The sequence below is a fragment of the Kribbella speibonae genome (assembly GCF_004331375.1).
Taxonomy (GTDB): Bacteria; Actinomycetota; Actinomycetes; order Propionibacteriales; family Kribbellaceae; genus Kribbella; species Kribbella sindirgiensis.
Map to the genome: position 1 here is coordinate 1,576,563 of NZ_SJKC01000002.1, position 14,144 is coordinate 1,590,706.

General features: G+C 68.1%; 17 protein-coding genes. 7 read left to right on the top strand and 10 right to left on the bottom strand.

Annotated features, from left to right (window positions below; genetic code table 11):
* Positions 1-164 precede the first annotated feature (164 nt).
* Positions 165-695 carry a hypothetical protein gene (locus tag E0H92_RS20745; protein WP_131497340.1) on the top strand — a complete coding sequence of 177 codons (531 nt, stop codon included), beginning with the start codon at positions 165-167 and terminating at the stop codon, positions 693-695.
* Here E0H92_RS20745 and E0H92_RS20750 read toward each other — a convergent pair.
* Positions 686-1,657: a helix-turn-helix transcriptional regulator gene (locus E0H92_RS20750; RefSeq protein ID WP_131497341.1), complete on the bottom strand. Its 972-nt coding sequence runs from the start codon at positions 1,655-1,657 to the stop codon at positions 686-688. The two genes, E0H92_RS20745 and E0H92_RS20750, sit on opposite strands and share 10 nt — an antisense overlap.
* A gap of 54 nt (positions 1,658-1,711) precedes the next feature.
* Between E0H92_RS20750 and E0H92_RS20755 the strand changes: the two genes are divergently transcribed.
* Positions 1,712-2,278 carry a TIGR03086 family metal-binding protein gene (locus E0H92_RS20755; protein WP_238173508.1) on the top strand — a complete coding sequence of 189 codons (567 nt, stop codon included), beginning with the start codon at positions 1,712-1,714 and terminating at the stop codon, positions 2,276-2,278.
* Here the strand turns inward: E0H92_RS20755 and E0H92_RS20760 are convergent.
* Genes E0H92_RS20760 through E0H92_RS20770 form a run of 3 tightly spaced genes read right to left on the bottom strand, consistent with a single transcriptional unit; the run spans position 2,275 to position 5,407 of the window.
* Entirely contained in the window at positions 2,275-3,027 is a 753-nt protein-coding gene (locus tag E0H92_RS20760; RefSeq protein ID WP_131459402.1) for an SDR family oxidoreductase, read from the bottom strand. The two genes, E0H92_RS20755 and E0H92_RS20760, sit on opposite strands and share 4 nt — an antisense overlap.
* Positions 3,027-4,247: an acetyl-CoA C-acetyltransferase gene (locus E0H92_RS20765; RefSeq protein ID WP_131497342.1), complete on the bottom strand. Its 1,221-nt coding sequence runs from the start codon at positions 4,245-4,247 to the stop codon at positions 3,027-3,029. Before E0H92_RS20765 ends, E0H92_RS20760 begins: the two co-directional genes overlap by 1 nt.
* Before the next feature lie 14 nt (positions 4,248-4,261).
* A complete protein-coding gene (locus E0H92_RS20770) occupies positions 4,262-5,407 on the bottom strand; it encodes an acyl-CoA dehydrogenase family protein (RefSeq protein ID WP_131497343.1) in 1,146 nt (381 codons plus the stop codon).
* A gap of 73 nt (positions 5,408-5,480) precedes the next feature.
* On the opposite strand from E0H92_RS20770, the gene E0H92_RS20775 reads away from it, so the two are divergent.
* Positions 5,481-6,080, top strand: a complete 600-nt coding sequence (locus E0H92_RS20775) for a TetR/AcrR family transcriptional regulator (protein ID WP_202873711.1) — start codon at positions 5,481-5,483, stop codon at positions 6,078-6,080.
* Positions 6,081-6,142: 62 nt separating this feature from the next.
* Here the strand turns inward: E0H92_RS20775 and E0H92_RS20780 are convergent, their stop codons facing one another.
* Complete coding sequence (locus E0H92_RS20780) at positions 6,143-6,712, bottom strand: YceI family protein (protein WP_131497345.1); 570 nt, start codon at positions 6,710-6,712, stop codon at positions 6,143-6,145.
* Positions 6,713-6,862: 150 nt separating this feature from the next.
* On the opposite strand from E0H92_RS20780, the gene E0H92_RS20785 reads away from it, so the two are divergent.
* Positions 6,863-7,321: a MarR family winged helix-turn-helix transcriptional regulator gene (locus E0H92_RS20785; protein WP_131460843.1), complete on the top strand. Its 459-nt coding sequence runs from the start codon at positions 6,863-6,865 to the stop codon at positions 7,319-7,321.
* Here E0H92_RS20785 and E0H92_RS20790 read toward each other — a convergent pair whose 3' ends face one another.
* The gene (locus E0H92_RS20790; protein WP_131459410.1) at positions 7,322-8,686 is read right to left on the bottom strand and encodes an FAD-dependent oxidoreductase; all 1,365 of its coding nucleotides are present in this window, start codon (positions 8,684-8,686) and stop codon (positions 7,322-7,324) included.
* Between the two features lie 83 nt (positions 8,687-8,769).
* On the opposite strand from E0H92_RS20790, the gene E0H92_RS20795 reads away from it, so the two are divergent.
* The 3 genes from E0H92_RS20795 to E0H92_RS44215 are packed head-to-tail and all read left to right on the top strand — an operon-like array spanning position 8,770 to position 10,913.
* Positions 8,770-9,210, top strand: coding sequence for a MarR family winged helix-turn-helix transcriptional regulator (locus E0H92_RS20795; protein ID WP_131459411.1), 441 nt, complete (start codon positions 8,770-8,772; stop codon positions 9,208-9,210).
* A 41-nt stretch (positions 9,211-9,251) separates the two neighbouring features.
* The gene (locus tag E0H92_RS20800) at positions 9,252-10,124 is read left to right on the top strand and encodes an aminoglycoside phosphotransferase family protein (RefSeq protein WP_131459412.1); all 873 of its coding nucleotides are present in this window, start codon (positions 9,252-9,254) and stop codon (positions 10,122-10,124) included.
* A gap of 30 nt (positions 10,125-10,154) precedes the next feature.
* Positions 10,155-10,913, top strand: a complete 759-nt coding sequence (locus tag E0H92_RS44215) for a hypothetical protein (RefSeq protein ID WP_165549853.1) — start codon at positions 10,155-10,157, stop codon at positions 10,911-10,913.
* A 1-nt stretch (position 10,914) separates the two neighbouring features.
* Here the strand turns inward: E0H92_RS44215 and E0H92_RS20810 are convergent, their stop codons facing one another.
* From E0H92_RS20810 to ettA, 4 genes are all read right to left on the bottom strand, one after another.
* On the bottom strand, positions 10,915-11,535 hold the full coding sequence (locus tag E0H92_RS20810) for a dihydrofolate reductase family protein (RefSeq protein ID WP_131497346.1): 621 nt from the start codon (positions 11,533-11,535) through the stop codon (positions 10,915-10,917).
* Positions 11,532-12,011 (bottom strand): SRPBCC domain-containing protein, encoded by a 480-nt coding sequence (locus E0H92_RS20815; protein WP_238173509.1) that lies wholly within the window; start codon positions 12,009-12,011, stop codon positions 11,532-11,534. Before E0H92_RS20815 ends, E0H92_RS20810 begins: the two co-directional genes overlap by 4 nt.
* Positions 12,008-12,346 carry an ArsR/SmtB family transcription factor gene (locus tag E0H92_RS20820; protein WP_131497347.1) on the bottom strand — a complete coding sequence of 113 codons (339 nt, stop codon included), beginning with the start codon at positions 12,344-12,346 and terminating at the stop codon, positions 12,008-12,010. Before E0H92_RS20820 ends, E0H92_RS20815 begins: the two co-directional genes overlap by 4 nt.
* A 109-nt stretch (positions 12,347-12,455) precedes the next feature.
* Positions 12,456-14,138 carry an energy-dependent translational throttle protein EttA gene (ettA, locus tag E0H92_RS20825; protein WP_131290108.1) on the bottom strand — a complete coding sequence of 561 codons (1,683 nt, stop codon included), beginning with the start codon at positions 14,136-14,138 and terminating at the stop codon, positions 12,456-12,458.
* Between the last annotated feature and the right edge of the window lie 6 nt (positions 14,139-14,144).

Genomic DNA, 14,144 nt, shown 5'->3' on the forward strand with positions numbered 1-14,144 from the left:
GATTCGGATGTGCACCGAACTCGTACTAGAGTGGCGCGGTGCTGTCGGACTGAATGCCCCGACCGCCGGAAGTGCCATCGTGGTTCCACGCGACGGGGTCACCGGCGGCGGGGCGTCCGCATTTTCTGTTGACCTCTCGCTCGCGTCAGGGGTAAACAGCACTCATGGAGATTACCGACGGAGCGGCTGCTGCCCGGACCCTCGCCGGGCTCGTGGTCGCCGACAGCCCGCGCCCGGAGTACGCCGACGCGTTCCGCCCCTTCGCCCCGCTGATCGGGAGCTGGGACCTCGACGTCGCCTGGTACGACGACAGCGGCGCCGTGAACCGGCAGACGAAGGGCGAGTGGCACTTCGCGTGGGCGCTCGACGGGCGCGCCGTCGCGGACGTCTGGATCACGCCGAGCCGCGCGGCGCGGGCCACCGACGGCGACGGCGAGTGGGGCCTGTCGATCCGCATCTACGATCCGGAACTGCGGGCGTTCCGCTCGACCTGGCTGGGCCCGAAGGCCGCGTTCGTGATGCCGTTCATCGCGCACGCGACCGCGGACACCATCACGCTGAAGGCACAGAACGCCAGCACCCGTTGGGAATTCACCGGGATCACCGAGTCCGGCTTCCACTGGCGCAACGAGGATATCGATGCCGATGGCAACGTCATCCTGCGGCAGACCTTCGTCGCCACCCGTCAGGCGTAGGTCGCCACCGCTGCTCGGGCCAGCTCCAGCATCCGGACCCGCAGGTCGGCGGGCTCCAGCACTTCCACATCCCCCGCGAATCCGAGCAGCACCCCGCAGGCCGACTCCCGAACCCGGAACAGCATGCGCAGGTGCGGCCAGGGATCGTCCGTCGGAACATCCCGGGCGACCTCACCCTTGGCGAGCATCGACGCAGCGATCCGCCGCAGCAGGTCGACGCGCTCCGGCCGCACCCGTACGAGCACATCGACCGTGTTCGGCATCTGCCGCTCGAGTCCCGAGCGCAGCCGATCCCACTCGGCCCGAACATCCAGTCCCTCAGGTCGTTCGACCGGCTCTTCGAGTACGTCGGCCTGCTCGACGCGAGACACCCGGTACATGCGGGCCGCCCCGCGATGCGCCGCCACCAGGTACCACCGCCCCGCCTGCTCGACGAGCCCCCACGGGTCCACAGTTCGTTGCTGAACGCCCTCACTCGCCGACGCGTACCGCAGCCGTACCCGCCGCCGCTTGACGACCGCCTGTCGCAGTACAGGCAACGCACCGGTGTCCTCCGCCTCCGCGAACCACCGCCGCCGATCCACCACGATCGCACCGGACAACGCGTCCGCGTCCCCCTGCAGCTCCACCGGCAACGTCGCGGACAGCTTCCCCATCGCGGAGTGCAGCGCGTCCTGCAGCCCGAGCTCCTCCGACAGCGCCGCCCGCCCCGACCACGCGAACAACGCCTGCGCCTCCCGCGGGGTCAGCTCACTCACATCGGCGCGGTACCCGGGCAGCAACACACATCCCCCGTTGCGCCCTCGCTCGGAGTACACCGGGACACCGGCTGCCGACAACGCCTCCATGTCCCGCATCACCGTCCGCGTCGACACCTCCAGCCGCTCGGCCAGGTCCCGCGCACTCAACCGCTCGTGCCGCTGCAGCAACAGGATGATCTGCAACAACCGGTCCGCTCGCATGTCACCAACAATATGGGACAGAAGATGTCGTATATACCCCGCGAAGCTGTCTCCATGACCAACGACCCACGCGCACTGTTCGTCCGCGCCCTCGACCAGACCCAGCAACTCGTCAACACCACCGGCCCCGACGACCTCGACCTACCGACCCCCTGCGACGAGTACGACGTCCGCACCCTGCTGGGGCACCTGCTCACGGTCACCGCGCGGATCAACCTGGCACTGAACGGCGGCGACCCCCTGACCATCCCCGTCGTCACCACAGGAGTCGACGACGTACCGGCCGCGTGGAAGGAACGCCGCGTCGCCCTCGACAACACCCTCGCCGACGACTCGGTCCTCGGACGCATCTGCAAGCTCCCCTGGGGCACTCTGCCGGGTGCAGCTGCCATCGGTGCGTACACAGGAGAGCTCGCCACGCACTCCTGGGACCTCGCGAAGGCCACCGGGCGTCTGAGCCAGCTGGACGACGCCCTGGCGGCACAGGTGCTTCCGATGGTCCGCCAGTACGTCCCAGCCGAGCAGCGCGGCGGGCACGTGCCGTTCGGTCCCGTCGTACCAGTGCCCGCCGACGCGTCGCCGTACGACCAGCTGGCCGGGTGGCAGGGCCGCAAGCCCTAGGCGATCCCGCCGTTCAGCATCAGGCCGCCGTCGATCGTGACGGTCTGGCCGGTGATCCACGAGGCCTCGTCGGACAGCAGGAACCACACCAGCGACGCAACGTCCTCCGGCCGGCCCAACCGACGCAGCGGGTACGTAGACGCCACCTTGTCCTCACGCCCTTCGTAGAGCGCTCCGGCGAACTTGGTCTTGACCACCGCCGGAGCCACGGCGTTCACCCGGATCTCCGGAGCCAGCTCGACAGCGAGCTCCTGTGTGACCCGGGACAGCATCGCCTTGGTCGCGCCGTACCACCCGATCCCCGGCGACGGCCCCAGACCGGCCACCGAGGACAGGTTCACCACGGCCCCGCCGTGGGCGCGCATCCACGCGTCCCGGCAGGCCTTCACCCAGGCGATCGTGGCCAGCACGTTGGTGTCCACCATCTTGGCCGCGACCGCCTGGTCGACGTCCAGCAGCTTCCCGTAGATCGGGTTGATACCGGCGTTGTTGACCAGCAGGTCCACAGACCCGTACGTCGCCACCGCTGCCGCCACGACCGCGCCCCGGTGCGTCGGGTCGGCCGCCTTGCCGGCCACGGCCATCGCATGCTTCCGGCCACCCAAGGTCTTGACCGCCTCGTCGAGGGTCTCCTGGGTCCGGCCGGTGATGACGACGCGCGCGCCGTCGGCCACCAGGCGCTGCGCGATCGCCAGCCCGATGCCGCGGGAGGCTCCGGTGACGATCGCCGTACGGCCGTCCAGGCCCATCAGCTGAGGCGCTCGAGGACGATCGCCATCCCCTGACCGCCGCCGACACACATCGTCTCGAGGCCGAACTGCTTGTCCTCGAACTGCAGGCCGTTCACCAGCGTGGTCATGATCCGCGCGCCGGTCGAACCGAACGGGTGGCCGAGCGCGATCGCGCCGCCGTGCACGTTCAGCTTGTCCTCGTCGATGCCGAGCTCACGCGCCGACCCGATCACCTGGACCGCGAACGCCTCGTTGATCTCGACCAGGTCGATGTCGTTGATGCTCATCCCGGCCCGCGCCAGCGCCTGCTTCGACGCCTCGACCGGACCGAGGCCCATGATCTCCGGCGACAGCCCGCTGACACCGGTCGACACGATCCGCGCCAGCGGCGTCAGGCCGAGCTCGCGGGCCTTGGTGTCGCTCATGATCACGACCGCCGCGGCGCCGTCGTTCAGCGGGCAGCAGTTGCCGGCCGTCACCGTGCCGTCGGGACGGAACACCGGCTTCAGCTGGCTGACCTTCTCCAGGGTCGTACCGGCCCGCGGACCGTCATCCTTGCTCACCACGGTCCCGTCCGGCAGCGTCACCGGCGTGATGTCGCGCTCGAAGAACCCGTTGTTGATCGCCTTCTCGGCCAGGTTCTGCGAGCGGACGCCGAACACGTCCTGGTCCTCGCGGCTGATACCCCGCAGCGTCGCCACGTTCTCGGCGGTCTGACCCATCGAGATGTAGATGTCCGGGACCTGCCCGTCCTGCCGCGGGTCGTGCCAGGTGTCGTTGGTCTCGGCGTACTTCTCGGTCCGCGCGACCGCGTCGGTGAAGACCTCGTTGAACGAGCTCGGATCGCCGACCCCGGCGGAGCCGAAGTTCTTGTACCTCGAGACGCACTCGACGCCGGCGCTGACGAAGATGTCGCCCTCACCGGACTTGATCGCGTGGTACGCCATCCGCGCGGTCTGCGTCGACGACGCGCAGAACCGGTTGACCGTGGCCGCCGGCGTGTTGTCCCACCCCAGCTGGACCGCCACCCGGCGCGCCATGTTGCCGCCGTGCTCGTCGTGCGGCTCCGCGCAGCCGAGCGCCAGGTCCTCGATCTGGTCCCCGGTCAGCCCGATCTTCTCGGTCGCCGCCTTGATCATCTGGACGGCGAGGTCGTCCGGCCGGATCGTGGTCAGCGAACCCTTGTGCGCCCGGCCGATCGGCGAGCGGGCCGTGGACACGATGACTGCTTCAGGCATGGTCAGTTCCCTTTCTACAGCCCCAGGTCGCGGCCGATGAGTTCCTTCATGATCTCGTTCGAGCCGGCCCAGATCTTGGTCACCCGGGCGTCGCGCCAGGCGCGGGCCACCCGGTACTCGTTCATGTACCCGTACCCGCCGTGCAGCTGGACGCACGCGTCCAGTACCTCGTTCTGCACGTGGGCGCTCCACCACTTGGTCTTCGCGGCGTCCACCGCGGACAGCCGGTCCTCGTCGTGCGCGACCACGCCGTTGTCGACGTACGCCTGCGTGACCTCGACCTTGGTGACGAGCTCGGCGATCAGGAACTTGTTGTACTGGAACGAGCCGACGGACTGCCCGAAGGCCTTGCGCTGCTTCACGTACTCGATCGTCTCGTCGAGGATCTGGGTCGCGTGCGCGATGTTCGACACGGCGGCGCCGATCCGTTCCTGCGCCAGCCGCTCCATCATGTGGATGAAGCCGCGGTCGATCTCGCCGAGCACGTTGTCGTCGGCGACGAACAGGTCCTCGAAGAACAGTTCCGACGTACCGGACTCGGTCTGGCCGACCTTGTCGAGCTTCCGGCCACGGGCGAAGCCCTCCATCCCCTCCTCGACCACGAACAGCGTGATGCCCTTCGCGCCCTTGGACGGGTCGGTGCGGGCGGCGACGATGACCAGGTCGGCCATGTCGCCGTTGGTGATGAAGGTCTTCGACCCGTTCAGCACCCAGCCACCGTCGGCCTTCTTCGCGGTCGTCGTCAGCGCGGCCAGGTCGGAGCCGCCCGACGGCTCGGTCATCCCGATCGCGGCGACGTACTCACCGGAGCAGAACTTGGGCAGCCAGCGCTGCTTCTGCTCCTCGGTGCCGAGGTCGACGAAGTACGGCGCGGCGCAGTCGTAGTGGATGCCGAAACAGCTCGACAGCGACGCGGAGACCTTCGACACCTCCTCGGCGAACACCTGGTTGAAGCGGTAGTCGCCGACGCTCGACCCGCCGTACTCCTCCGGCACGTCGAGCCCGAGGAAGCCCTGCTTGCCGGCCTCCAGCCAGGCGGCGCGGTCGATCGTCTTCTCTTCGAGGAACTGGTCCATCCGCGGCACCAGCGAGCGGTCGCAGTACTCCTTCGCACTGGCCCGGAAAGCATGGTGGTCCTCGTTGAAGATGACGCGCTCCATCTAGGCCTCCCCAAGTATGAGATCTCTGGCTAAGCGCTTGCTTAGCTTCACGCGTTTGGTGCAAGGTGTCAACGTGTCCGCAGTCACCGATCCCCTGGTGTGGGAGCACGTTCAGCCGGCCGCAGCCCGCCGGCTGCTCACCGGTGCCGTCGACGCGTTCGCGGAACGCGGTTACCAGGCCACGACGACCCGCGACATCGCCTCCCGTGCCGGGATGAGCCCGGCCGCCCTGTACGTGCACTACCCGTCCAAGGAACGCCTGCTCTTCGAGATCAGCCTGTACGGCCACAACGCGGCCCTCGACGTACTGCGTTCCGCCGACACCGGCCCGACGCCCGCCGACCGGCTGCGCTCGCTGGTCGCCGCCTTCACCGCCTGGCACGCGCAACACCACACGATCGCCCGCGTCGTCCAGTACGAACTGGCATCGCTGAGCCCCGAACATCTGGCCGAGGTCGCCACGATCCGCCGCGCCATCTCCGCCCAGATCGAGCAGGTGCTGGCAGACGGCGTACAGGACGGCTCCTTCGACGTCACCGACCTGCCCGGCACCACCCTCGCCGTACTGTCGCTGTCCATCGACGTAGCCCGCTGGTACACCCCCCACCGCGGCGACCCGGCAGCCCTCGGCAAGCTCTACGCAGACCTTGCCGAGCGAATGGTCCAGGCATAGCAAAGATCCCGCACCACCTGGGTGCGGGATCTTTCAGTTGCTGGTCTTCCAGTCGTTGGAGATCAGGCCTGCAGTGCGGCCTGGACGTCGAGGTGGATGTCCACCTTGTCGCCGATCAGGAGCTTGCCGCCCTCGAGCGGCACGTTGAAGTCGATGCCCCACTCCTTGCGGCTGATCGACGCGGAGGCCTCGAAACCGATGATGGTCTGGCCGTAGGCGTTCTGGTCGACACCGAGGAACTCGACCGCGAGCTCGATCGGCTTGGTGACGTTCTTGATGGTCAGCTCGCCGGCCAGGACGTAGTCGTCGCCCTCGGGCTTGATCGCGGTGCTGACGAAGGTCATCTTCGGGCTGTTCTCGGCGTCGAAGAAGTCGCCGGAGCGCAGGTGACCGTCGCGCTGCTCGCTACGGGTGTGCACCGACGCCAGCTCGATCGCGACGTTGGTGGTGGACTCCTCGATCGAGTCCTTGACGACGATCTCGCCGCCGAACTCCTGGAAGGTGCCGCGGACCTTGGTCATCAGGTGCCGGACGGTGAAGCCGACCTCGCTGTGCGCGGTGTCGAGGGCGTACGTGCCGGCGACCAGGCCGGGGATGGTGCTGGTCGGGGTGCCGGTGGTGGTGTCGCTCATGGGGTCCTCTCGGGAAGGGAGTGCGTACTGGTCGGGGGCGACGCAGCCGTTATAGTTAAAACTTCAACCGATGGCTACGACAGTAGGCAGTAACGGTTTAAAAGTCAACTACATTCCCGCTACACTGTTCCCGTGACGATGGAGACTGAGATGGACCGGGGGACTCGGTGGCTCAACGCCGAGCAGCAGGTCGCGTGGCGTGCGTACCTGCTGGGCACCGCACGCCTGATGGCCAAACTCGACGACGACCTGCGCCAGTTCGGCCTCGGTATCAACGACTACGAGATCCTGGTCAGGCTCTCCGAGGCGCCCGACCGGCGGCTCCGGATGGCCGACCTGGCCGACCGGCTGCACCAGAGCCGATCCCGCCTGACACACACCGTCGGCCGCCTCGAGGCAGCCGACCTGGTCCGCCGTACGTCGTGCACGAGCGACAAGCGCGGCGTCTGGGCCGAGCTGACCGACGCGGGCTTCGGCCTGCTCGAGCAGGCCGCGCCGTACCACGTCGAGGGCGTCCGGGAGAACCTGGTCGATCTCGCGAGCCCCGAGGACTTCGCCGCCGTCGGCCGCGTGTTCGACTCCGTCTCCGAACATATCGGCCAGCGTTGATCAGGGCTGCGGCGCCGGCGTGATGTCCAGCGTCAGCTCATCGCGGTCGGCGCCGCGGAACGTCATCATCTGATCGCGCATCCGCCGCTTGGCCGGCGGCAGGTGGTTGACCGTGCGCATCGCCGTACGCAGGCCGGCCAGGGCCAACCGGCCGATCCCCGGCTTGTGCACCGGATCGGCGGACGTCATCTGCGCGCGCGACTTGAGCACCGCGTCGAAGCCGTACTCGATCATCCGCGCCTCGTACTCGTGCACGGCCGGGACCAGCTCTTGCTTGCCGTCACGGACGTCGATCAGCTTCCGGCAGAGGTTCACCGCGTCACGGAGCGCGGTGTTCGCGCCGACACCGCGGCCGGGCGTCATGGTGTGGATCGCGTCACCGAGCAGCGTGACGTTGCTGCTCTCCCACGGGTCGATCGGGACCGAGGTCCAGATGTTCACCGGGAAGCAGGTGCCCGGATCGGTCAGCTCGAACAGCCGGCGCAGGTTCGGATGCCAGCCGGGGGTGACGTCCAGCGCCGTCTTGATCAGGTCCGCGCCGCGGAGCTCCATGATGTTCGCGGGCAGCTTGTCCTTGGCCGCCGACAGCCCCCAGTTGATGTAGTCACGGGTGTTGTCGAACTGCAGGCCCGGCCAGCGCCGGATCAGCTCCTCGGTGTTGCCGCCGATCCCGTCCTTGACGTTCCCGTCGTGGTCCCACTGGAACTCCATCACGTGCACGATGCAGCCGAACCCGCGCGGCGCGTTGATCAGCGAGATCCCCTCGAACACCTTCGGCGGCACGAGTTTCGCGCTCTCCGCGGTGATCGGCAGCTTGCCGGCGATCGCCACGATCCCGGTTTCCTCGGTCTTCGCCTGCGGCAGGTACTGACGGCGTACCCGGGATCCTGATCCGTCGGCCGCGACCAGAAGATCACCGGTGGCGCTCGTACCGTCGGCGAAGTACGCCGTCACGTGGTCTGCGTGCTGTTCGAAGCGGGTGAACTCCTTGCCGAACTCGACGATGCCGTCGAGGCCGGTCAGCAGCACCTGCCGCAGGGTCATGCGGCTGATCGACTTCTCGCTCTCCACCGGGTCGGTCGACTCCAGCAGCTCCAGCGACAGCAGTTCCTTCAGATCCTCGGTCAGCATGTTGAAGTACTTCGAGTCACGCGCCTTCGTGGCCACGAACGTGTCGTACAGCTCAGTCGGCAGCAGTGCGTGCAGCGCCCGGCTGCCGTCCGGGTCGATCCCGACCCGGTAACCGTGCAGACCGTCCGTTCGCAGCGCGTCGCGCTCGTACACCGACACGTCGATCCCGGCCCGCCGTAGCCCGTGCGCCAACGCGAGTCCGCCGGTCCCGCCGCCGATCACCAGCACTCTCATGATCTCTCATCCCTTCAAGTATCTTGGTAATCCGAGTATCTTGGATATCCGAGAGAAATACAAGCCCTATGCTGAGGCGGACCATGACCAGTACTCGCGAAGAGCTCGCCGGCGAGATCCAGCAGCGGCTGATCCGATTCATCGCCGAGGTGGTGCTGTACAACCACTCCGTGTCGGCGAAGGTCGGACTCGGTGCGAGCGACTCCCAGTTCATGACGCTGCTGCAGACGTACGGGCCGCTCACGCCGCGCCAGCTCGCCGAACACACCGGCCTCACGTCGGGCACGGTCACCGGTGTCATCGACCGGCTCGAGTCGCACGGCTTCGTCACCCGCCGACCCGATCCCCGCGACCGGCGCAAGGTGGTCGTCACGCCGTCGATGGAGGCGATCCAGGACAAGCTCGTCCCGCTGTACGCCGAGCAGGGCGAGCGGATGCACGCCGTACTGGCGACGCGCTCCGTCGAGGAGCTGAAGACGATCTCGCAGTTCCTTGCCGACTCGGTCGCTGAAGCCGATAGCTAAAGCGTTTGAGCCTGGCGCCGCACTCCGGGAGCCTTCTCGGTGTGACGGATTTTCACCAGGACGGCCGCGCCGGCATCGACGCTGCGCTCGTACGGCGCTTGCTCGCACAACAGTTCCCGCAGTGGGCCGATCTACCGGTGACGCCGGTCAAGGTCGACGGCTGGGACAACCGGACGTACCAGCTCGGCTCGGGGCTGACTGCGCGGCTGCCGACGCACTCGAGCTATGTGGCCGCCGTCGACAAGGAACACCGGTGGCTGCCGGTCCTCGGCCCGCAACTGCCGGTCGAGATTCCCGAAGCGGTGGCCAAGGGTGCGCCCGGTGAGGGCTATCCGTATCCGTGGGCGATCCGGCGGTGGATCCCGGGCGAGACCGCGACGGTCGAGACGATCACCGACCTGGACGACTTCGCGCGGTCGATCGCGGCGTTCATCCTGGCCCTGCAGGACGTCGACGCGACCGGTGGACCGCTCGCCGGTGCGCACAGCTTCCATCGTGGCGCCCCACCGGAGTACTACCACGACGAGACGATCGAGGCCCTCGCCACGCTGAAGGGCCGAGTCGACACCGATCTCGCGCGCGAGGTCTGGGACACGGCGCTGGCGACGTCGTGGGACCGGCCGCCCGTGTGGTTCCACGGCGACATCGCCAACGGCAACCTGCTGGTCCAGGACGGCCAGCTGTCCGCCGTGATCGACTTCGGTACGTCAGGTGTCGGCGACCCCGCATGCGACCTGGTCATCGCCTACACGTTCTTCTCCGGCTCGTCCCGCGCCGCGTTCCGGGAGGCTGTCGATCAGGATCCGGGCACCTGGGCCCGCGCTCGCGGCTGGGCCCTCTGGAAGGCCCTCATCACCGAGGACCTCCGAGTCGTTGACAACGTTTTGGCCGACTATCGAGCTCAGGCCGTTTAGCCGGGTGCTCACCGGCGCTACCGTCGGAAGATGTGGTGGTTGCTTGCCGCCTTGGGGGGCGGAGGGTTGGCACTCGCGGGCCGGTACCTCTGGGACCGGCGAGCCGCGCAGCGCGGTGACGCCGAGGAACTGGAAGAGATCCGCAAGCTGGCCGACGAAGACGTGACGCTGCTCGGCGAGGAGCTGCGACGACTGGACACGCAGGTCGAAGGGCACCCGCTCGACCCGGACGCGCGGTCGGACTACCAGGTCGCCCTCGACGCGTACGAGGCGGCGCAGCGGGCCGTCAAGGGGATCCGAAAGGCCGACGGGATCAGTTCGGTCACCGACACCTTGGCGACCGGGCGCTACGCGATCACCTGCGTGCAGGCCCGGCTACGGGGCGAGCGCGTGCCGGAGCGGCGGGTGCCGTGCTTCTTCAACCCGCAGCACGGGCCGTCGACGACCGACATCGTCTGGACGCAGCCGAAGGTCGGCACCCGGACCGTGCCGGCGTGTGCGCAGGACGCCGCCCGCATCCGCTCCGGCGACGAGCCAGAGGTCCGCTATGTCCGGTACGGCAGCCGCGTGGTCCCGTACTGGGAGGCCGGCGCCGCAATCGCGCCGTACGGCATGGGGTACTTCACGGCCGGCGCGGGCGCGAGCTACATCGCGATCGCCAGTTTCCAGGCGCAGGGTGGTATGCCCGGCGGTTGGGGCGGCGACACCGGCGGGCACGACTTCGGCGGCTTCGACACGGGCGGTTTCGACGGCGGTGGATTCGAGGGCGGTGGCGGCGGCGACGGCTGACTCAGAGGTACGCCGTCACGCCTTCGTACTCCGCCACTGGTGCAGCGCCGACAGTCTCGTACTCGAGCAGTAGGAGACCGCTCGGAGTCGCCTCCTGCGCCGTGAGCCGCAGCCCCGCCGCGTCACCGGGCTGCTCGAACAACCGCCGCCCACTGCCGAGCACGGTCGGCGCGACGGCCAAGCGCACCAGGTCGACCGCTCCTGCTGTCAGCAACGCGTTGCCGAGTCGCGCGCTGCCGTGGATCTGCAGTTCACCGCCTGTTTGGCGTTTCAGCTCCTCGACGTCGCCGATGCTGCGAAGGACAGTCGTCGGATGCCAGGTGCCTGCGGTGAGCGTGGTGCTCACGACGTACTTCGGCAACGAGTTCATCCGCTGGGTGTACGGGTCGCCGGGATCGGTGATTTCAGGCCAGTCCCGCGCGAACGCGTCGTACGTGCGTCGCCCGAGCAGCAGCCCGTCGGCGCGCTCCAGCCACTCGGTGGTCCGCCGTACGAACAGCTCGTCGATATACGGCACGAGCCAGCCGCCGCGGGTGAAACCGTCGCTCGTGTCCTCGCTCGCAGACCCCGGACCTTGGCTGACGCCGTCGAGGGTGACGAACTCCGTCAGTACGATCCTCATCGCTCCACCAGTACGGCGAGCTGCTCGATGACGGTGCCCCACCCGTCCGCGAACCCGAGCTCCGCATGCCGTTTGCGACTCGTCGGATCGCCGTGCCGAGCCACCATCCGGTACGCCGTACCGTCCGGGTGATCGCCCAGGAACACGTCGGCCGTCACCGCGATCGGCTGCGGATCCGCCGGACGCCACGTGCTGTCGACCGCATTCGTGAACGCGATCCGCTCGAGCTCGTCGGCGACCAGAATCACCGCGTCGAGATGCGGACCGAACTCCTGGCCGTCCTCGCTCAGCCGCGTGACCAAACCCCCGCCCGGCCGCACGTCCAGCCGCTCCACACGGCAGACCGCCGGCGCCGGCACCCACCACTGCTCGAACCGCTTCGGATCGGTCCACGCCCGCCACACCGCCGCCCGCGGCGCGCGAATCACCCGCTCCACCAGCAGATCCAGCTCGGGGTCGAACAGTTCACGACTCACAATTCCTCCACTTCCTCGGTTGTGACGAAACGCTCCAGCCGGTCGGTGCGGTCCTCCCAGATCCGCCGCTGCTCGGCGAGCCAGTCGTCCACCAGGTCCAGCCGCTCACGATTGAGCACACAGGTCCGCACCCGCCCGGTCTTGACCGTGCGGATCAGGCCGTTCGACTCGAGCGTCCGGACGTGCTTCATGAACGACGGCAACGTGATCGGGAACTCGGCCGCGAGCTCCCCCACACTCGTCGGCCCACGCCCCAGCCGCCGGATCACCCGCCGTCGCGTCGGATCGGCCAGCGCCACGAACACGCCGTCGACCTCCGCCTCATACTGTGCCATGAGGCTAAGTATTGCTGTGATCCAATAGTTAGCGCAAGGGCTAAGTGTTGGAAAGCACGAAGGACCCCGTCTCCGGCGTGGAGACGGGGTCCTTCAGACGCTCAGAAGCTCAGTCGCGGGTGAGCTTGCGGTGCGTGACGCGGTGCGGCCGGGCCGCCTCCGGGCCGAGGCGCTCGATCTTGTTGGCCTCGTACGACGCGAAGTTGCCCTCGAACCAGAACCACTTGGCCTCGTTCTCGTCGGTGCCTTCCCAGGCCAGGATGTGGGTCGCCACGCGGTCCAGGAACCACCGGTCGTGGGAGACGACCACCGCACAGCCCGGGAACTCCAGCAAGGCGTCCTCGAGCGACTGCAGGGTCTCGACGTCCAGGTCGTTGGTCGGCTCGTCGAGGAGCAGCAGGTTGCCGCCCATCTTCAGCGTCAGCGCCAGGTTCAGCCGGTTCCGCTCACCGCCGGACAGGACGCCGGTCGGCTTCTGCTGGTCCGGGCCTTTGAACCCGAAGGAGGCGACGTACGCCCGGCTCGGCATCTCGAAGTTCGCGACCTTGATGAAGTCGAGCTCGTCGGACACCTGCTGCCAGACCGTCTTCTTCGGGTCCAGACCGCCGCGGGACTGGTCGACGTACGAGATCTTGACCGTGTCGCCCACCTTCAGCGAGCCGGCGTCCGGCTGCTCCTCGCCGACGATCATCCGGAACAGCGTCGACTTGCCGACGCCGTTCGGGCCGACGATACCGACGATGCCCGCCCGCGGCAGGGAGAAGCTCAGGCCGTCGATCAGCTTGCGGTCGCCGAAGCCCTTCTCCAGCTTGGAAACCTCGAGGACCGTGCTGCCCAGCCGCGGACCGGCCGGAATGTTGATCTCATCGATGTCGAGCTTCTTGGCGCGCTCGGCCTCGGCCGCCAGCTCCTCGTACCGCTGCAGACGGGCCTTGCTCTTGGACTGCCGGCCCTTCGCGTTCGACCGGACCCATTCGAGCTCGCGCTCCAGGATCTTCGCCCGCTTCGCGTCCTTCGCGCCCTCGACGACCAGCCGCTGCTTCTTGGTCTCCAGGTACTTCGAGTAGTTCCCCTCGTACCCGTAGGTCCGGCCGCGGTCGAGCTCGAGGATCCACTCGGCGACGTTGTCCAGGAAGTACCGGTCGTGGGTGATCGCCATGACGGCGCCCGGGTACTTCTGCAGGTGCTGCTCGAGCCACAGCACCGACTCGGCGTCGAGGTGGTTGGTGGGCTCGTCGAGCAGCAGCAGATCGGGCTGCTGCAGCAGGAGCTTGCACAGCGCGACCCGGCGGCGCTCACCACCGGACAGGTTGTCCACCAGGACGTCGGCCGGCGGGCAGCGCAGCGCGTCCATCGCCTGCTCCAGCTGGGCGTCGACATCCCAGGCGTTGCGGTGGTCCAGCTCGGTCTGCAGGTCACCCATCTCGGCCAGCAGCGAGTCGTAGTCGGCGTCCGGGTCGGCCAGCTCGGCGGAGATCTCGTTGAAGCGGTCCAGCTTCTGCTTGGTGTCGCCGACCCCTTCCTCGACGTTCTCCAGCACGGTCTTGCCCTCGGTCAGCGGCGGCTCCTGCAGCAGGATCCCGACCGTCGCGTCCTCGGCCAGCCGGGCCTCGCCGTTGGAGGGCTGGTCGAGCCCCGCCATGATCTTGAACAGCGAGGACTTACCGGTGCCGTTCGGCCCGACCACGCCGATCTTCGCGCCGGTCAGGAAGTTCAGCGTGACGTTGTCGAGTACGACCTTGTCGCCGTGTGCCTTCCGGACGTTGCGAAGCGTGTAGATGAATTCCGCCATACCCCA